Source organism: Thioclava sp. L04-15, assembly GCF_002020275.1.
GTDB classification, from domain to species: Bacteria; Pseudomonadota; Alphaproteobacteria; order Rhodobacterales; family Rhodobacteraceae; genus Thioclava; species Thioclava marina.
Map to the genome: position 1 here is coordinate 226,617 of NZ_MPZW01000004.1, position 19,221 is coordinate 245,837.

The 19,221-nt window shown below is 61.9% G+C and carries 13 protein-coding genes; 6 read left to right on the forward strand and 7 right to left on the reverse strand.

Annotated elements, in window-relative coordinates:
- Window positions 1-2 precede the first annotated feature (2 nt).
- From BMI90_RS11280 to mprF, 7 genes are all read right to left on the reverse strand, one after another.
- Window positions 3-986, reverse strand: a complete 984-nt coding sequence (locus tag BMI90_RS11280; protein WP_078529421.1) for an ABC transporter permease — start codon at window positions 984-986, stop codon at window positions 3-5.
- Window positions 979-1,911 carry an ABC transporter permease subunit gene (locus BMI90_RS11285; protein WP_078529423.1) on the reverse strand — a complete coding sequence of 311 codons (933 nt, stop codon included), beginning with the start codon at window positions 1,909-1,911 and terminating at the stop codon, window positions 979-981. Before BMI90_RS11285 ends, BMI90_RS11280 begins: the two co-directional genes overlap by 8 nt.
- Window positions 1,908-2,654, reverse strand: coding sequence for an ABC transporter ATP-binding protein (locus BMI90_RS11290; RefSeq protein WP_078529425.1), 747 nt, complete (start codon window positions 2,652-2,654; stop codon window positions 1,908-1,910). The genes BMI90_RS11285 and BMI90_RS11290 overlap by 4 nt, the downstream gene beginning before the upstream one ends.
- A gap of 185 nt (window positions 2,655-2,839) precedes the next feature.
- Complete coding sequence (locus BMI90_RS11295; protein ID WP_078529427.1) at window positions 2,840-3,619, reverse strand: hypothetical protein; 780 nt, start codon at window positions 3,617-3,619, stop codon at window positions 2,840-2,842.
- Window positions 3,620-3,627: 8 nt separating this feature from the next.
- Window positions 3,628-4,251 (reverse strand): hypothetical protein, encoded by a 624-nt coding sequence (locus BMI90_RS11300; RefSeq protein ID WP_078529429.1) that lies wholly within the window; start codon window positions 4,249-4,251, stop codon window positions 3,628-3,630.
- 106 nt (window positions 4,252-4,357) lie between these two features.
- Entirely contained in the window at window positions 4,358-6,391 is a 2,034-nt protein-coding gene (locus tag BMI90_RS11305; protein WP_078529431.1) for a phosphatase PAP2 family protein, read from the reverse strand.
- 1 nt (window position 6,392) lies between these two features.
- Window positions 6,393-8,999 carry a bifunctional lysylphosphatidylglycerol flippase/synthetase MprF gene (gene mprF, locus BMI90_RS11310; RefSeq protein WP_078529433.1) on the reverse strand — a complete coding sequence of 869 codons (2,607 nt, stop codon included), beginning with the start codon at window positions 8,997-8,999 and terminating at the stop codon, window positions 6,393-6,395.
- Window positions 9,000-9,139: 140 nt separating this feature from the next.
- Here mprF and BMI90_RS11315 point away from each other — a divergent pair, with 140 nt between their 5' ends.
- The 6 genes from BMI90_RS11315 (at window position 9,140) to BMI90_RS11340 (ending at window position 19,181) form a co-directional block, all read left to right on the forward strand.
- Window positions 9,140-9,814 carry a response regulator transcription factor gene (locus BMI90_RS11315; protein WP_078529435.1) on the forward strand — a complete coding sequence of 225 codons (675 nt, stop codon included), beginning with the start codon at window positions 9,140-9,142 and terminating at the stop codon, window positions 9,812-9,814.
- On the forward strand, window positions 9,814-11,172 hold the full coding sequence (locus BMI90_RS11320; protein ID WP_078529436.1) for a HAMP domain-containing sensor histidine kinase: 1,359 nt from the start codon (window positions 9,814-9,816) through the stop codon (window positions 11,170-11,172). The genes BMI90_RS11315 and BMI90_RS11320 overlap by 1 nt, the downstream gene beginning before the upstream one ends.
- A gap of 418 nt (window positions 11,173-11,590) precedes the next feature.
- Complete coding sequence (locus BMI90_RS11325; RefSeq protein WP_078529437.1) at window positions 11,591-14,044, forward strand: class I SAM-dependent DNA methyltransferase; 2,454 nt, start codon at window positions 11,591-11,593, stop codon at window positions 14,042-14,044.
- Window positions 14,041-15,327 (forward strand): restriction endonuclease subunit S, encoded by a 1,287-nt coding sequence (locus BMI90_RS11330; protein ID WP_078529438.1) that lies wholly within the window; start codon window positions 14,041-14,043, stop codon window positions 15,325-15,327. The genes BMI90_RS11325 and BMI90_RS11330 overlap by 4 nt, the downstream gene beginning before the upstream one ends.
- Window positions 15,328-15,370: 43 nt before the next feature.
- Window positions 15,371-18,439: a type I restriction endonuclease subunit R gene (locus BMI90_RS11335; RefSeq protein WP_078529441.1), complete on the forward strand. Its 3,069-nt coding sequence runs from the start codon at window positions 15,371-15,373 to the stop codon at window positions 18,437-18,439.
- A complete protein-coding gene (locus BMI90_RS11340) occupies window positions 18,429-19,181 on the forward strand; it encodes a SprT family zinc-dependent metalloprotease (protein ID WP_078529442.1) in 753 nt (250 codons plus the stop codon). The genes BMI90_RS11335 and BMI90_RS11340 overlap by 11 nt, the downstream gene beginning before the upstream one ends.
- Window positions 19,182-19,221 lie beyond the last annotated feature (40 nt).

Below are 19,221 nucleotides of genomic sequence, written 5' to 3' on the forward strand. Positions count from 1 at the left end.
CGTCAGGTCTCCTTGGTCAGACGATCGGCACGGATCGGACGCAGAAGGACGAGCACGCCGAGGCCGAGGGTGAAGAAAATGAGGAACCAGGCATCGCCCTTCCTGTCGGCCCAGATCGGCCCGAGCGCCTTGCCGGTGTAGATGTCCTTGATTCCGAGCACCGCGAAGGTGAAGCGCTCGTAATGCTTGGTCACGGAGGAGGCCTCGATCCCGTTGCGGATGGTCTCGTAGGTGGCGAAGCCCTGCTTGATCCGGGTCTGCTCGGCCTTCGGGATCGAAAGCTGCGCGAAGACACCGCCCGCGACCTGGTTGTCGGGGTCCATCGTGTCGCCGATCTGCGGCGCGACCAGCACCACCAGCAGCCACAGCGCAAAAGCATAGAGCAGGCCGCTCGCGGGGCTCTTCAGCCACAGGCTCAGCCCGAACCCAACCGCGAAGATCGCGCTGAGATAAAGCGTCGAGGCCCCCCAGATGATCGCGAGGCGCATCAGCTCATTCGGCCCGATTCCGATGCCCGAGCCAAGCGCGAGGACGACCGCGCAAAGCGCGAAGACGAAGGCGAGCGCGGTCGCCATCAGTCCCGCGCCGCCCAGCAGCTTCGCGGCGAGGAACTGCCAGTTCGAAAGCGGCCGCGTCAGGATCAGTGCAAGGGTCTGGCGCCCTCGCTCTTCGACAGCGGCGCGATAGCCTGCGATCAGCGCGATCACCGCGCCCATGATCTCGATCTGCTCGATCGTGCCGCGCATCAGCTTGAGCGGGTAGAACTCGGGGGCCGCTATCGAACCAAGGCTTTTGCCGAGCGCAAGCAATTGCTGTTTCGCGGCCATGTAGGTCGCGACATCGGTGCGCATCGCGATGGTGCCGATGATCAGCGAAATGAGCGCGGCGGTGACGAGCGCCAGCGTCGCTGCGAGCAGGAAACGGTCGCGCAACGCGATGTGCGCGTCCTTCAGCGCGATGGTCGGAATGGCGGAAAGATCACGCATCCGGACCTCCCTTCGTCATGTCGAGCTTGAGGCAGCCGCGCAGCGCATAGAGGCCGGAGCCCGCCGCAAAGAGCATCATCACGACCAGCGGCGGAACGGGGCCGCGCGGGGGCAGCCCCTCGGGCAGATAGCCCATCAGCTCCGCGCCGAGATACTTGTAGGCCTCGGCTTGCGAGAGCGGTCCGAGCAGCGCGGCCGAAAGGTCGAAGGTCGCGGAGTGCGGGGCCGGGGCGAGGGCCGAGATCGGATTGATCGCGGCGGTCGGCAGGATGTTCCCGGTCAACGCAGGCCAGACGAAGGTCAGCACCAGCCACACGACCGTCGGCACCATCAGACCGGCGGTTTCGCTGCGCGCCCGTGCCGAAGCGCCGATCGCGATCAACCCGAAGGTCATCATGTAGAACCAGCCCAGGATGAAGAACGCAGCCAGCCGCGCCCAGTCTCCGGTCCCGAGATGCACCGAGGGCAGGATCGCAAGCGTTGCGGCCCCGACCACACCTGCAAGCGTCGCCAGCCCGCCCACGGCCAAGGCCAGAGCCGAAATCTTTCCGCGCGCATAATCCAGCCGCTCCAGCGGACGCACGCCGATCAGGGGCAGCACCCCGGCCCGGCGGTCGGCCTCGACCATCCGATAGCCGATCACGATGGCCGAGAACGCGCCGATCAGGCTGATATAGATCGTGAGATTGCGCAGCAGCGCCAGCGGCGAGCCTTCGGTGACCGGGTTCGGCGGCACGGGCTTGCCATTGGCCTCGAACCAGTGCCTGGCACTGGCGTAGATCGCATCGACCGTCGAGGTCGCGGACCAGCCCAGATAGGCCGAGACCAGAACCAACGCGGCGAAGAGCGCGGCTACCAGAACAATCGTCCTCTCTCGCGCAAGCGCCGCAAGCGCGTGACGGCGAAGGATCGTGGAGGGTGTCATGCCGCAACCTCGCGCTCCGGCACGACCGACAGGTAAAGCGCCTCGAGCGCCTCTTCCGATCCGTAGCGCGCATTCACCTTCTCGATCGTGTCGTGGAAGACGAGCCGGCCATGCGAGAGCACGCCGATGGAGGAACACGACCGCGCCACTTCGCTCAGCAGGTGGGTGTTCATGAAGATCGTCATGCCATGCGCGTTGAGCCGCTCCAGCACTTCGCGCAGCTGGCGCACCCCCATCGGGTCGAGCCCCGAGGTCGGCTCATCGAGAAACAGAACCTGTGGCCGATGCACGATGGCCTGCGCAAGGCCGACCCGCTGGCGCATCCCCTTCGAGAAGGTCGCGATCCGGCGGTCCGCCAGCGCGCGGATCTCGAGGAAATCCATCACCTCCTCGACGCGGTCGCGGGCGTCCTCGATGCGCGAGAGCGTCGCGAAAAACCGGAGGTTCTCGCGCGTGGTGAGCGTGTCGTAAAGGAGGACGTTCTCGGGCAGGTAGCCGATGGAGCGGCGCAGCGCGATCCGGTTATGCGCCAGATCGCACCCCGCGACGCTCGCGGTTCCGCCACTGGGCTCCAGCAGCGTCGTCAAAAGCCGGATCGTGGTGGTCTTGCCGGCACCGTTATGACCGAGGAACCCGAAGATCTCGCCGCGTGCGATCTCGATGTCGAGCGGGTGGAGCGCGGTGAAGTCCCCGTAGCGCAGGGTCAGGCCCTTGGTGCTGATGGCCGGTGTGTCTCTATGCATCTCGTGGCACCTCCTTTTCGTGTCGGGAGGAGAATGACCCGCGCGAACCGGGTTGAGTTCGACCGCTTCTTACAAATCGGTGAGAAGTCGTTTTTTCCCGCGCAAGCCTCGGGCGACGACGAAAAAGGCCCTCCCTTCCGGTTGCCCGAAAAGGAGGGCCACGCGGCACGCAACCTGAGTGAGGATCAGACCTTGCGCCGCGACACCGTCATCGCGGCGACGGTAATCGCGATGACGACGAGAAAGCCCAGGCTCGTGGGGATCGTGCCGAAGCCGAGCCCGCCGTAATCCAAGGGCTGCGACAGCAGGTCACCGAAGGAGGCGCCGAGCGGTCGGGTGAAGATGTAGCACAGCCAGAAGGCCCAGAGCCCGTCGAGCCGGAACGTCACATAACCCGCGGCGAGCGAGGCGATGATCAGACCGAAGAGGATCCCGGTCCCGAGATAGCCGATCCCGAACTGCTCGGAGATCAGGTCACCGACCGCGGTTCCGAGGGCGAAGGTGAACAGGATCGCGAGCCAGTAGAACCCTTCACGCTTCGTGGTGTAGATCTCGTGGATCGAGAGGCTGCGCTCGGAGGCGAACCAGGCCGCGAAGGTGCCACCCAGAAGCAGCGTGAAGGCAACCGTCGAGTCGATCAGCGGAATGCCGAGATTGTCGGTCATGTTGTCGGTGATCAGGGTGCCGACGATCGAGATCAGCACCACGGCCGACCAGTAAACCGCAGGCACGTAGCGACGCTGCGAGAATTGCCAACGCATCACCAGCGCGAGGATCGCCGACATCAGGATGGTCGTCGCGGTAAGGCCGAGGCCGAGATTGACGGCCAGGAAATCGGCCGCCGTCTCCCCCATCGTGACAGCCATCAGCTTGATCAGCCAGAAGCCGGGCGTGACCTCCGGGACGCGGCTGACGGGGTTCGAGATTTCTTCAGCCTGCGGGGTGAGGATTTCTGTGTAGGTCATGTCCGGCCTCAGTTCTTCAGCATCGCGAGGGCCTGCGCCGAGAAAGCGTCGGCACGGGTGTCGTCATCGGCATTGCAGCGTTCGAGCGCCTTCGCCTGTAGATCGGCGACGGGCTTCGGCGCGGATTTGCCGCCGAGCGTGTCGCGCAGCTGCCCGATCATCGCTTCGCATGGAAGCGCGTGGCCGGTTTGGTCGGTCACCGCGACGCCCGCGATCTTCTGCACGGCACCGATCTCCGAGGGCACTGGATCGGCCAGAGCGGTCTGCAACCCGTCGAGACTCTCCATCACGGTCTTTGCCTCCGGCGACTTGGTGCGCAGCGCGGCGAAGACCTTGTCCGCCGCCTCGTCGATCACCCCCCAGGCAGAGGGATCGGCCTCGCGCAGCTTGGCGGCGTTCTGATCCCAGAGGGTCTCCAGATCGGTGGCGCGTTTCTCTGCGGCAGCGAACTCACCCTTTTTCGCGAGGCTCTGGGTGTCGCTGACAATCGTCTCGTAGGGGCCGAGGTCGCCAAGGCTTGCGGAGCGCGCCGCGTCAGCGCCCGACGCCCCGGAATGCATGGCCATTTCGACCATCGAGAATGACGCGACCGGCACCGCGATCAACGCGGCGGAGAGAAGCAGGTTTCGCATAAAGATCCTCTTCGATTGCGATGCATCGGCATCAATGCACACAGCAATCGACCGCAGGAGCGTGAAGCGTTTTGCCCGCGTCTTACGGATTTGTAAGAACCGCCTCTCAGTTCAGCGCCAGCACCGGAATCTGCCGCGAATTCCTTGTCGTGATTCCACCTGCCAGATGCGCTGTCCCCGCGCTGGTCAGCGCGTTCACCAAAGCGGGCGCGATATTTTCGGCGTGTTTCGCATCGTCTGTAAGCAGGCCGTCATCGCGTGTGAACACCGCAAGCCAGAGCCGCGCCCCCGATTCATCGACATAAGGTGTCTGCCAGAGTCGCAGTCGCGGGATCTGCATCTCGGCCTCGGGGCCGGGTTTGCTGAAGCCGAGCACGTTCGGCTCGTTTCGCCAGAAAAGAGGGGCAAGCGCCGCCCCCGGCATGGCCTTGTCGCGAACCGAAGCGAACGCCGCCCGCATGAGCGCGGTCAGGCTGGGCGTTCCCGCCCGGGTCCAACCCTGCGTCTCGAGCGCGCTTGCGATCTGCGCGGGTCCGCCCGCCCAGATGCCGAGCGACAACGGAAAGCTGTGCTCTGCATCGAGGCTTTGAGCCTCGAGCGAGCCCGCACTCAGTTCCGGCAAATTTGCGCCTTGCGCAACCTGGATAAGCGGCTGCGCCATCGGCGGCGGGTTCAGCGCCTTGGAATAATCGTGCACACGCATCACGGCAAACCCGCCAAGCCCGAGCGAGAGTGCGAGCAAAACACCGATCTGCCAGCGCGGTCGCGGCGATACGTGTTCCCGGATACGCGTCCGCAGCCACTCGGCGATGGCGATCCCGACCAGAAGGCAAAGCGCCCCGAGGATCCAGCCCGCCATCACGTCGCTGAGGTAATGTTCGACCAGATAGAGTCGGCTCAGCCCGATCAACCCCGCAAAGAGCGCAGCGAGAACGCCCGCGCTCACCGCGCCAAGCCGCGTCAGGCGCCAGAGTACGAAGACCAGCATCCCGTAGAAGGCGACCGAAAGCGCCGCGTGGCCCGAGGGAAAACTGCCCGAGCTTTCCTGGAAATAGCCCAGAATCGAACGCGGTCGGCTGAAGCCCGCTTTCAGGATCACCACCGAGACCAGATCGAGCCCGAGCGCAATCAGCACTCCCGAAAAAAGATCGAAACGGCGCAGAACGGCGAGCCAGGTCAGCGCAAGCGCAAGCACCGCCAGCACCAAGCGCGTATCGCCGAGCGCCGTGATCCAGGTGAAGATCTGGATCAGGCCCGGCGTCCAGAACAGGCGCATCAATTCGGCCAGTTGTGCATCGATCTGCACGATGGGTGCCGCTTGCAGAAAATCGAGCGAAAGACCGATCAGCAGCGCGAACAGGTAAACAAAGGCCAGCACACCAAGCGTCAGAGGCAGCCCAGCCAGATGACTGCGATCCAACCGGCGCGTGATCCATTTCGCCGCACGCGGGTGACGCCCACCCCAGCTGTCGACGCGGGGATGGCGCGCGATCTCGTCGAGCAGACCTCCCATCATCTCAAGAAGATGCGGAATGGCGCGATCGAGCCGACGCAGGGTCCAATAAAGCACTGCGGCGATTACAAGCAATGCAAGGTAGAAAAGCGTATTGCGCGTCATCAACGGGCTGAATGTCGTGAGTCCCGCGCCCAAAGCGTAGCCGAAGCCGACATGCGCAATCGCGTAAGGAAACCCGCTCAGGATGTTCCAGAGCCGGAATTTCTTTCGTTCCATGCCCGCAAGTGCGGCGGCAAAGGGCACGAATGCTGCCACCGGGCCAAGAAATCGCCCAATAACCAGCGCGATGCCGCCCCGTCGCTTAAAAAGCTCTTCTGCACGTTTGTAGGGCTTCATCTCCTCGACTTTCCAGCGCCCCAACATGCCATGGCGCGCGTGCCGACCGAGCCACCAGCTGGCCTCGCCGCCCAGAACGGAGCCGATCGCGACGAACCAGATAAGGTCGAACGGATCAAGCATCCCTTGTTGCACCATCACGCCGCCCGCATCGACGATGAGCGTGCCGGGAATGAAGATTCCCGTGAGGAGAAAAGCTTCAAGTGCCGCCGCCGCCGCGATGATCCAGTAGCCGAAGATGCCCAACGCAACGATGGAGGGCAGAACCTGATGAATGGCGCTCAGCATGTCAGTCTTTCGTGAAGAGATTGCGCGCGCCGCCCGAGATCAGAAGGGCGATTTCGGTCAACGCGAGATAAGGTGAGGTTCCTGGCGGCAAGGCAACATAGCGCGGCCGCCAGTCGGGGCGAAACTTCTGCTTGAAGCGCCTGAGCCCCTCGAAATTGTAGAAACTGCCGCCGTGTCGGTAGATGAGATTGCCCAAACGACTTGTCAGACGGGCCGACGTTCGGTCCGATAGCCCAGCAAGCGGCGCGAGCCCAAGGCTCAATTCAGTCCCGCCGCGGTCGCGCAGAGCCTCAATCAGCGCGAGGAACAGGAACTGCATCACGCCGTCTGCGGCCTCCGGGCGATAGCGCATCAGATCGATCCCGAAATGCTGCGCCCCGGGGCTGCCAAGCAGGTTGGCAAAGCCGAGGATCTGGCCGTCGCGCCGGATCAGGGCAAGCTCGCAATGGTTCAGATATGCGGGCTCGAAGCGACCGACCGAGAACCCCTTCTCCTTGCCCTTTTGCCCCGCAAGCCAGCTATCTGAGATTGCGCGGAGCTCATCGATCAGCGCGGGATCATGCGGTGGCGAGACGATCTCGAGTGAGAAGCCTTCACGCAGCGCCCGGTTTTGCTCGGCGCGCATCGTCTTGTATTTCGATCCCGCGAGCGAGAAGTTTTGAAGGTCGATCACCGCCTCCTCGCCGATCTTGTGCAGCGCATAGCCCATTTCGATCCAGAGCGGCAGGTATTTGGTTGAGACCTCGTAGAAAACCGGTGTGATCCCCTCGCGGCGCGCGCGTTCGTGGAAGTCCCAGGCGAGCTGGCGCGCGGGTTCGGGCGGGCCGACCGGGTCGCCCAGAACGGCGCAAAGTCCGTGGCGGCGCGCATACATCAAGAACGCGTCACGTTCGGACGAGAAGACCACGTTCTTGTCACCGGTCAGCGCGAACCAGCCCTGCGGCACGTCCTGCTTCGCGAGGATCTCTGAGACTACGCGATCCTGCTCGGGATCGGGCGCCAGCGAGAGCCGCCGTGCCGGGCGCAACGCGAGCCAGAGCAGCAACCCAAGCATCAGTGCGCTGACCAGAAGTCCCGCGCGCAGCGCACGCGGCGTGGCGGATCTGGCCGTGAAATCGAGCCAGAGCGCGTTGGTATAAGGCGTCGCCTCATGGGCGAGGAAGAAGAACACGGCCGCGGAGGCCAGCATCCCCGCCATCATCGCCATCCAGATCGGTCCGAAGCCACCCTCGCTCAGCGCCGCTTTACGGTGGAAGGCGCGGCGGAACGGCCAGAGCGCGAGCGCGGCAAGGCCGAGCACCACCGCCGATTCCACGTCGAGATCGTCGGCCAGCACGGCAAAGACCCCCACGATCAGCGCACCGATTGCAAGACTGTGCGCAAGCTGCACCCGGCGCACCAGCGCATGTGACAGCACGATCAGCAAAACGCCCGCAAGCGCGCAGGCGAGCGTTCCCCCTTCGGCCAGGATCGCGCCGACCAACCCGGGATCGTCCATGTGAAGTTTGAGAGATGGCATCAGCGCCACGATGATCAGCCAGAAGCCAAGCCCGAGCACGGCGATTCCCGCGATACGCGGCGCGACGCCCTCAATCCCGCCCATGACCGGGCGCATGGGCTCGGAAATTTCGCCGAAGATGCGCGCCGCCCAGCCACCCGCGAGGCGGGCCTCGTTGATCGACACGATCACGAAGGCCAGCGCGAAGGGCAGCAGGAAATAGATCATGCGGAAGGCCAGCAATCCGGCCGCCGCCTCGCCCACCGGAACGCCCGCGGGAAGCGCCGCGATCACCATCGTCTCGAAAATGCCCACCCCGCCGGGCACATGGCTGAGCACGCCCACCATCGTCGCCGCCGCGTAGATCGCCAGGAAGCTCGCGAAGGGCGGCGTGCCTTCGGGCATCAGCACCCAGAGCGCGAGCGAGGCCATGGTCGAGTCGAAAAGCGCCACGACAAGCTGACCGAGAAGGATCCGCGGCGCGGGCATCGCGATTTCGAAACCGCGAAAACGCAGCGCGCGCCCTGTGACGGAAAGCCAGAACGCCCCGCCGAGGATCAGCGCCGAAATCCCGATCGCACCGAGTCGGATCGCTGCCTCCGACGCCGGGATCACGCCGGCGAGTGCAGCAGGATGCACCGCCAGCGCCAGCACGCCCACAAGCGTCAGCCCCATGCCCATCGCGACCGCGATATAGGAAGACAATCCGGCGACCTCGAAGGCGTTCAGCCCGGCAGCTGAATAGATACGGTAGCGCACGGCCCCGCCCGAAATCACGCTGATGCCGACCGTGTTGCCAAAGGCGTAGCCAAGAAACCCTCCCAAGGCGACGGTGCGTAGCGGCAGGCGCTTTCCGAGATAGTGCAGCGCCCAGAAATCATACCCTACGAGCGCGAGATAGCCCAAGGCCGTCGCCCCGAGCGCCGCGCCGAGGGTCGGCAAGGGCGTCGCCTTGATCTGTGCGATGACTTGGTGAACGTCGATGCTCGCCAGCAGGTGATGCAACGCCCAGAGCCCCATGAGAAAGAGCCCAAGTCCAAGCACGATCGGCCAGATCGTCTTCAGCCGCGACAGGGTCGGCCGCATCTGTGCCGGATCGGAGAGTGTCATCGTTACGTTCCCAAGTTTACTCGTCTATGCCGACCGTCGCGCAAGACGAGTTTATGGCGATCTTACAAATTCGTAAGAAAGCGAACAGACGGTGCGGTGTCGACCGTGACAATAGCGACCCGATATCGAAAGATGGTGCGATGAAGATCCTGATTGCCGAAGACGATGCCGAAACCGGCGACTACCTGCGCAAGGGGCTGACCGGAGAAGGTCATGCCGTCGACCTTCTCCGCGACGGGCGCGAGGCGCTGACGCAAGCGACCACGCAGAGCTACGATCTGTTCATCTTTGACCGGATGATGCCGGGGCTCGATGGGTTGGCCCTGCTCAAGGCGTTGCGCGCCGCGCAGATCGCCACGCCCGCGATACTCCTGACTGCGATGGGCAGCGTGGAGGATCGCGTCGCGGGGCTGCGCGCAGGCGCTGACGACTATATGGTAAAGCCTTTTGCTTTCGTAGAACTGCTCGCACGGATCGATACGATCGCGCGCCGGCCCGCGCTCAAGGCCGAAGTGACTGAACTCGTTCAGGGCGATCTGCGCCTTGACCTGCTTTCGCGCGAGGCCTGGCGCGAGGGCCAGCGCATCGACTTGCAGCCGCGCGAATTCATGCTTCTGAAGCATTTCATGGAGCGTCCGGGCCGGGTTCAGACAAAGACGATTTTGCTCGAGGCGATCTGGGACATCCATTTCGATCCTAAAAGCAGCGTCGTCGAGACCCATATCAGCCGCCTGCGCGGCAAGATCGACAAACCCTTCCAGACGTCTTACCTGACGACGCTGCACGGGATCGGCTACGTCTTCGAGGCCTCGTGATGCGCGCCTTCACCTGGTCAATGCGTTTCGCTATCGCAATCTCGACAGTGTTCGCGCTCGCGGCGCTGGTGGCGGGCGGGATTTCCTACATTCTGCAATCCGAGGAGATGAGCCGCCGCCTCGAGGCCGAGGTGCAAGCCGATACCGAGGCGCTCGCGCTTTCGGCGCAAGGCGGTGACCTTCAGGATCTCACGGAGCAGATTTCCGCTCGGGTCAGGACAAGCCACGAGAGCACCAATATCGTGGCCTTCATTCCAAATGACAGCTCGGCCGCGCTCGGAAATATCCGTGTCGTGACCCCTTTTGAAGGCATACGCCATATCGAACCAGGCGCTGCGCTGAAACTCCTCTATCCGCCCGCCAAGAATGCGCCCGAGGGGTATGTCACCTTCGGGATGCAGCTTCCGACAGGCTGGCTGATGACGGGGCGGGACGATGCCTGGTTGCGCGAACAGGGAGAAATCCTCGCCACCAGCTTCGGCTGGGGGCTGGGGCTGGCGTTGCTCCTATCTATCAGCTTTGCGATTTTCATCGCACGGCGCAATGAGGCCCGGATCGACCGAATGGAACGGGTTCTGGATGCGGTTGGTGAAGGCCGCCACGGTTTGCGGATACGCGACCAAGGTGACGACGACATTGCACGGTTGGCCCAGAGCGTCGATCACACGCTCGACCAGCTCGAGGCCGGAATCGAAGCGATCCGTCAGGTTACGACCGATGTCGCCCACGATCTGCGCGCGCCTCTCGCGCGGTTGCGTCTGCGTCTGGAGCCTGTCGCACTCGATCCATCTCTGTCTTTCTCGCATCGTCAAGAGGTGGGCAAAGCGCTCAGCGATCTTGATCAGGTCTCCGAGACCTTCGACGCAATCTTGCGCCTGTCTCGAATGCAAGCCGGGATGGTCGAAATCGAGCGCAGGCCGCTAGAGCTTACAGTAATCTGTCGGGACGTTGCGGAGCTGCTCGGACCTGGCGCGGAGGATGCGGGCCATAAGCTGGTGCTGGATCTGCCAGACGAGGTATCGGTCGAGGGAGATCGCGATCTGCTGTTTCAGGCCCTCGTAAACCTCGTCGACAACGCGTTGCGCTACAGTCCGCCACCGGCGCGCGTTACGATTGCGGTGCAAGAGACCAGCAGAGAGATCATTCTCAGCGTGAAGGATAACGGCCTGGGCATTCCCGAGGACGATCTTGCCAGGGTGCGGGAACGTTTCGTGCGCCTCGACCAGAGCCGGAACACCCAAGGAAGCGGGCTGGGTCTGAGCCTTGTCGAAGCCATTGTGCATATTCATGGAGGTGAGCTTCGCTTGCAGAACGACTCACCTGGCTTACGGGTGGAATTGCTCTTTCCGAAGGGTTGACATCGAATAATCACAAGCGAGGCAACAATTGTTGATCGGGTGTGTTTCTCGCCGCCAGTTCTTTGCCAGACTGGCGCAAAATTCTTTCAAGCTGACCACTGAATTGGGGCTGGCGTCGGTCGACGATTTTCTCGCACCGATCCTTTGGCACAATCTGGAACGTAAATCCCGCGGTTTCGTCATTTGCGGAGCAAATGGCAGCTCTGGGTGATCTGCGTTAGGGCGTCACGAGCCGTCTGCGGTCATTCGTTCCACTCATTGCGTATGACCGCTTCGGGCCGATCGCATTGAATTCCATAAGGCCTGCTGCGCGTCACCCAAACGAAATTCGATTGCTTGCAGCGGCCTCCTCTGCGAGTCCATAGTTTTGGACAACAACCGAAATTCGGGCCACCGATTTCAGGCATCGAGGCGAGCCATGGCAATCAAGAAAAGCGACATCTACCGGTCTCTGTGGGACAGCTGTGATCAGCTGCGCGGCGGCATGGACGCATCGCTCTACAAGGACTACATCCTTACCCTGCTCTTCCTGAAATATGTCTCCGATCGTGCCGGCCAGCCGGACGCGCTGATTGAAGTGCCCGAGGGCTGCTCGTTCGAGGACATCCGAAAGCTTCGCGGCAACAAGGACATCGGGGAGGGCATTGATACCGCTATCGCCGGTATCGCCGAGGCGAACGACCTAAAGAACGTCATCGATCGCGCCTATTTCAACGACGCGGAGAAATTCGGGCGTGGCGCCAAGATGATTGCCACGCTGACCGCGCTGATCAACATCTTCAGCCGAGAGGAACTCAACTTCAGCCGCAACCGGGCGGATGGCGATGACATTCTGGGCGACGCCTACGAATACCTGATGCGGAATTTTGCGACCGAGTCCGGTAAAAGCAAAGGCCAGTTCTACACCCCGGCCGAAGTGTCTCGGGTTGTGGCCGCCGTCGCAGGCATCAACCGCGCCACCAGCCCGAAACAGACCGTCTATGACCCTACCTGTGGCTCTGGCTCGCTGCTGCTGAAAGCTGCTGACGCAGCTGATGTCGCCCTGACGATCTACGGACAGGAATTCGACATCACCACCCGCGGCCTCGCCAAGATGAACATGATCATGCACGGGCGTGAGGATGCTGAGATTGCCCAGGGCGATGTCATCGGCGAACCGCAGTTCAAGGCCTCTGAAACCGAGCTACAGACGTTCGACTTCGTCGTCGCCAACCCGCCCTTCTCGGCCAAGGCATGGGGCTCGGGCCTGACCAACGCTACCAAGTTCGGCCGCTTCGATCTCGGGATGCCGCCCGAGAAGAATGGCGACTTCGCCTTCCTCCTCCACATCCTCGGCTCGATGAAGGCCACCGGCTCCGGCGCGGTCATCCTTCCCCATGGCGTGCTTTTCCGCGGCAACAAGGAAGCCGAACTGCGCGAGAAGATCCTCAAGCGCGGCTATATCAAGGCGATCATCGGTCTGCCCGCGAACCTCTTCTATGGCACCGGCATCCCCGCCTCGATCATCGTTCTCGATAAATTCCAGGCGCAAGCCGAGCGCCCCGTCTTCATGATCGACGCCTCGCGTGGCTTCATCAAGGACGGCAACAAGAACCGCCTGCGCGAGCGGGACATCCACAAGATCACCGATGCCTACACCCGCCAAGCCGAGATCGCAGGCTATTCCCGCCTCGTCCCCTACGCCGAGATCACGCGCAACGACTTCAACCTCAACATCCCGCGCTATATCGACGGTTCCGACCCCGAGGACCTGCAGGACATCGAGGCGCACCTCAAGGGAGGCGTGCCGAACCGCGACATCGACGGGCTGGCCGCGTTCTGGGAGGTGATGCCCGGCATCCGCGCCACGCTGTTCGGGCCGAACCCGCGCCCGGGCTATTCCGATCCGCTGGTCGAGCCGGAGGAGGTGCGCTCCACCATCCGCAACCACCCCGAATTCGGCGCCTTCCGGGATCGCGTCCATGCCATCCTCGACGGCTGGGCCGGGCAGAACGCGCCCCTGATGGACGGCATCCAGGTTGGTGACAAGCCCAAGGACCTGATCCGCACCATCGCCGAGAACATGCTGACACGCTTCGCGGATGCGCCGCTGATCGACCGCTACGAGGCCTATCAGCGGCTCATGTCCTACTGGGCCGAATCCATGCAGGACGATGTCTTCATCATCGCCCATGACGGCTGGGAGGCCGCAAAGGAACTTCGCCCCGCACGGCATGAGGTCGTAAAGTCAAAAGACGGCAAGAAAGATAAGATCAATTGGCTAGAAGAGGCCGACCTGACCGTGAACAAGGCGCGGCTTGTGGCCGATGTCATCCCGCCCCGGCTGATCGTCGCGCGCTTCTTCCCTGATGCGAGCCAAGCCCTCGATGACGCGCAGGCCAAGGCCGAGGATCTGGGCCGCGAGATCGAGGAACTGGTCGAGGAACACGGGGTCGAGGGCGGCCTGCTGGCTGACGTGCTGACCGAGGCAGGCAAGCTAACCGCGGCCTCGGTCAAGGCGCGCCAGAAATCCGGCGAGGCCGAGCCGGAGGAGGCGAAGCTGCTGAAACAGGTGGCCAAGCTGATGACGGCCGAGACGGCGGCGAAAAAGGCCGCCAAGGAAGCCGAGGAGGCGCTGACCGAGGCCACGCTGGCGAAATACTCCGAGCTGATCGAGGAAGAGATCCGCTCCCTGGTGGTGGATGACAAATGGCTGACCGATATCGCCGATCTGATCGAGACCGAGATCGAGGCGCGGACCGAGCAGATGACCGCCCGGGTGCGGGTGCTGACCGAGCGGTATGGGCATACATTGCCGGAAATTTCTCAACAGATGAGCGATCTGGAAGCGAAGGTTGCAAAACATCTCGCCGCGCTCGGGGTCGAGGCATGAACCAGGTATCGGACCTCGTTTCGCGCTGGCACATTGGTCGCATTCATCCGACGCCGGAATTGGAACCGGACGGTTGGACCTTGGAGAAGCTTTGCGACATCGCCAAGCTGGAGAGTGGTCACACCCCAAGTCGCAACCGTCCTGACTATTGGGACGGCGGTATCCCGTGGCTCTCTCTGCACGACTCGAAGACGATTGAGGGGAAGGTTCTTCACGATACGAAGATGACCGTGTCGGCACTGGGTCTCGCGAATTCTTCTGCCCGACTTTTGCCCGAGGGGACTGTTGCACTCTCCAGGACTGCAACGATTGGCAAGGTGGCTGTCCTGGGTCGTCAAATGGCGACCAGCCAAGACTTTGCCTGCTACGTCTGCGGGCCCCGTCTCCACAACAGATACTTGGCTCATCTATTCCGAGGCATGGAAGCTGAATGGGATCGCCTGATGGCGGGGAGCACCCACAACACGATCTACATGCCGACGTTTGAGAACATGCAGATCCTTGTTCCCCCCATGGAGGAACAGGAAGCCATAGCCGAGGCGCTTTCGGATGCGGATGCGCTGATCGAGGGGTTGGAGCGGCTGATCGCCAAGAAGCGGCTCATCAAGCAGGGCGCGATGCAGGACCTCCTGACCGCCAAGCGCCGCCTTCCAGGGTTCTCGGGGGAGTGGGTGGAGCGAAAGCTTGGCGACTACGGAAGGTGCCTTCGCGGCGTAAGCTATGATGGGCAGGCCGACCTTTCCGAAACAGATACGTCTGGCACTGTTCGGCTGCTTCGTGCCAACAACGTTCAGGATGGCCAAATAGTATTTTCAGACATGCAATTCGTGAACTCAGATCGGGTCAGAAATCATCAACTTCTTCAAGAAGGTGACATGTTGATTTGCATGGCAAATGGTAGTCGGGCACTTGTGGGCAAGTCTGCAAAATTCAGCGAACCCGACGAGATGGCGTATACATTCGGAGCCTTTATGGGCGCCTTTCGCATGACTTCAGACGCTTGTAGCGGTCGGTATATCGCCCACCTTCTCCAGTCAGATCGTTATCGCCGCATGCTCGGCGTTATCCTATCGGGCTCAGCCATCAACAACTTGGCTCCCTCCCAAATAGAAAATTTCAAGTTTTCTTTTGCCGTCGACAAGCTGGAACAGGAAGCAATTGCCGATGTTCTCGACGACATGGATGCCGAAATCCAAGCCCTCGACACCCGCCTCGAAAAGGCGCGGCAGGTGAAGGAGGGCATGATGCAGAACCTTTTGACCGGACGGATCAGGCTGGTCTGACACATTTTTCAAAGAGTATTTTCTGAGACACGGAGAGGTCCCCATGAGCAAGATCGGCGAGGCGGAACGCAAGGCGCAAGATAGGGTCATTGACCTGCTTTGTGGGCACAAATCCGGCACCCTCGGCGGCCTCGGCTGGCGCTACCTTGGCGACTGGCAAAAGCGCAAGGGCAACGCCAACATCGAGCCCACCCTGCTGCGCCCCTGGCTGGAGGCGCGCGGCTATGCGCCCGAGGTCATCACCCAGGCCATCACCCGCCTTGAACGCGAGGCGCGGATGGAGGGCACCAAGCTTTACGAGGTTAATCAGAGCTTCTACGACATGCTCCGCTACGGCGTGGCCATCGCCCCCGGACCGGGCGAGGCCCCCGTCACCGTCCGCTTCGTCGATTGGGGCGATGTGGGCGCCAATGACATGGGCGTGGCCGAAGAGGTCTCGATCAAGGGCCGCGACGCCAAGGCCTGGAACAAGCGGCCCGATCTGGTGCTCTATGTCAACGGCATCGCGCTTGGCGTGGTGGAGTTGAAGAAATCCACCGTGGGTGTGGGCGAAGGCATCCGTCAGACGCTCGACAACCAGCGGCCCGAATTCATCCGGCACTTCTTCACCACGGTGCAGATCACCTTTGCGGGCAATGACAGCGAGGGGCTGCGCTATGCCCCGATCCAGACGCCCCAGCCCTATTGGCTAGCCTGGAAAGAAGAGCGCGAGATCACCGGCCCGCTCGACCGCGACGTGACCCAGATGATGGAACCGGCGCGGTTCCTTGAGCTGATCCACGACTTCACGCTGTTCGACGCCGGCATCAAGAAAATCGCTCGCCCGAACCAGTATTTCGCCGTGAAGGCCGCGCAGGACCGCGTCGGCACGCGCGAGGGCGGGATCATCTGGCAGACCCAAGGTTCGGGAAAGAGCCTGATCATGGTGATGCTGGCGCGCTGGATCAGGGAGGCCCTGCCGGACGCCCGCATCCTGATCGTCACCGACCGAAAGGAGCTGGACGGTCAGATCCAGGACGTGTTCGGCAACACCGGCGACAAGGTGCGACGCGCACGATCCGGCAATGATCTGATGGCGGCACTGGCCGATCCGACAGACCGCGTCGTCTGCTCGCTGGTCCATAAGTTTGGCAAGCGCGAAGAGAGCGAACTGGCCGAGATGATCTCGGAAATCCAGGCATCGCAGATCGGGGCGCCGGTGGGCGACTTCTACGTTTTCATCGACGAGGCGCACCGCACCCAGTCGGGAAAGCTGGCGCGCGCCATGCGTCAGGTCCTGCCCTCTGCCATGTTCATCGGCTTCACCGGCACGCCGCTGCTGCGCTCCGACAAGGAGACCTCGCTCGAGACCTTCGGCCCCTATATCGGCAAGCCCTATCGCTTCGACGAGGCTGTCGAGGATGGCGTGGTGCTGGACCTGCGTTACGAGGCGCGCGACATTGATCAGCGGATCACTGCGCCCGGCAAGATCGACGCTTGGTTCGAAGCGAAGACGAAAGGGCTGACGCCCGTCGCCAAGGCGACGCTGAAGCAACGTTGGGGAACGCTGCAACGGGTGCTATCGAGCCGGTCGCGGCTGGATCAGATCGCCAACGACATCATCCTGGACATGGAGATGAAGCCGCGCCTGAAAGCTGGCATGGGCAACGCCATGCTGGTTGCCGGCTCGATCCCCGAAGCCTGCAAATTCTTCGAGATATTTTCCAAATCCGGGTCTGTGCTGGCCGACAAATGCGCCATCGTGACCTCCTACAAGCGCGCGGCGCCCGAGATTACCGGCGAAGAGGCCGGGATGGGCGAAACCGAAAAGCAGTATGTTCACCGGGTCTATACCGACCTCCTTGGTGACACGTCGGAAGAGGATTACGAGGAAGAGGCGCTGCGGCTCTTCAAGAAAGAACCGGGGCGAATGAAATTGCTGATCGTCGTCAGCCGCCTTCTGACCGGCTTCGATGCCCCGACGGCCACCTACATCTACATTGACAAGCAAATGCGGGATCATGGCCTGTTCCAGGCCATCTGCCGCGTGAACCGCCTCGACGGGGACGACAAGGACTTCGGCTATATCGTTGATTACAAGGACCTGTTCCGAAACATCGAGAGTGCGGTGGATGATTATACCTCGGAGGCTTTCGACGCCTTCGACAAGGAGGATGTCGAGGGGCTGATCACTGACCGTGCCGAACAAGCAGACCAGGATTTGCGGACTGCCCGCGATGCGTGGCTAGGGCTGATGGATGGCGTTGAGCAGCCGAAGTCCGACGACGAGATCTACGCCTATTTCTCGAGCCCTCAGGGCATCGACCAGGATCCGGATTCCGAGGAGAAGGCACGTCGACGCCAAGCCCTTTACAAGATCTCCGGTCGCTTCGCGCGAGCCTATGCCAATATTGCGGCCGAGCCCGAAGGGTCTGCGTTCAACGATCTTGAACTCGATGAAATCCGCCGCGAGGTAGAGCGGGCTATTGGGATCAGGGATGCCGTGCGTCTTCACAGCGGTGATGCGGTGGACATGAAGCTCTTCGAACCGGCGATGCGCCATCTGATCGACAACTATATTCGGGCTGACGATTCCGAGGTCATTTCGCATCTCGACGACATCAGCCTGATCGACCTTGTCGAAAGCAAAGGCGCCGATGCCGTAAACGACTTGCCCGCCATGTCGAAGCGAAAGCGCGACAACGTGGCCGAAGCGATTGAGAACAACGTGCGCAAGCTGATCATCGAAGAGACGCCGGTCAATCCGCGGTTCTATGAAAAGATGTCCGAGCTTCTAACCGATCTGATACGGCAGCGGCGCGACGAAGCCATCGCATACGCTGAATACCTCGAGCGGATCGCGGCTCTGGTTCGGGATGCAAAAGCTGGCCATGGCAACGAGTATCCCGGCACAATCGACAGCGCTGGCCGAAAGGCTCTTTACGACAACTTGGAAGGCGACGAGACGACGGCCCTCGAAGTCGATAGGGCCGTTCGTGAAACGGCACCCTTCGGTTGGCGGGGCAACGCCATGAAGGAGCGGAAGGTCCGACGCTGTCTTGAACAAGTTCTGGACGACCCAGAGACAGTGGAGAGGATCTTCGAGATCCTGAAAAACCAAAGTGAATATTGAGTGCTCGCAGATCGGCGGCGTTCGCGTCGAGATCGTGCGCAAGAAGATCAAGAACCTGCATATTGGCTGCTACCCCCCCGACGGGCGTGTAAGGGTTGCAGCCCCGGAAAGCTTGAGCCCTGATGCGATCCGACTTGCGGTCCTGACACGAATGTCTTGGATCAGGCGCAAACAGGCAGCTTTCCTCAAGCAGGAACGTCAGACAGAACGCCGCTTCGTCTCCGGCGAGACGCACTTCTTGTTCGGCAGACCACTCAGATTGGAAGTCGAACGATGGGATAAGAAAGTCCATCGGATTTCCAGATTGGGAAACGATCGTCTGCTATTCCGCGTGCCTGTTGAAAGCACCTTGGGACAAATGCGTCGTTGGATGGAAGCTTGGCAAAAATCAGAGCTGAGAAAACAGGCGACTCCTCGTCTTGAAACCTGGGAGGCGCGTCTAGGTGTGCGCACCTCGAAATGGGGCATCCGCCCGATGCGAACCAAATGGGGCAGCTGCAACCCGCACAAACGAATTATTTGGCTGAACTCCGATCTCGCCAAGAAGCCGATGAGGATGATCGACTATGTCATCGTGCATGAACTGGCGCACCTCGTCTCGCCAAGACACGACGAGAAATTCCGTGCGGTTCTTGATAATGCGTTGCCGCGCTGGAGAAATATCCGCAGCGAGCTGAATGCTCTTCCACTGTCTGCATGGACCGACGCGACCAGCGAACAAATCGGCACTCACCGCCCTTAAAGCCCCGTCGAGTTTCAACGACAAAATGCTCAAGGAAAGC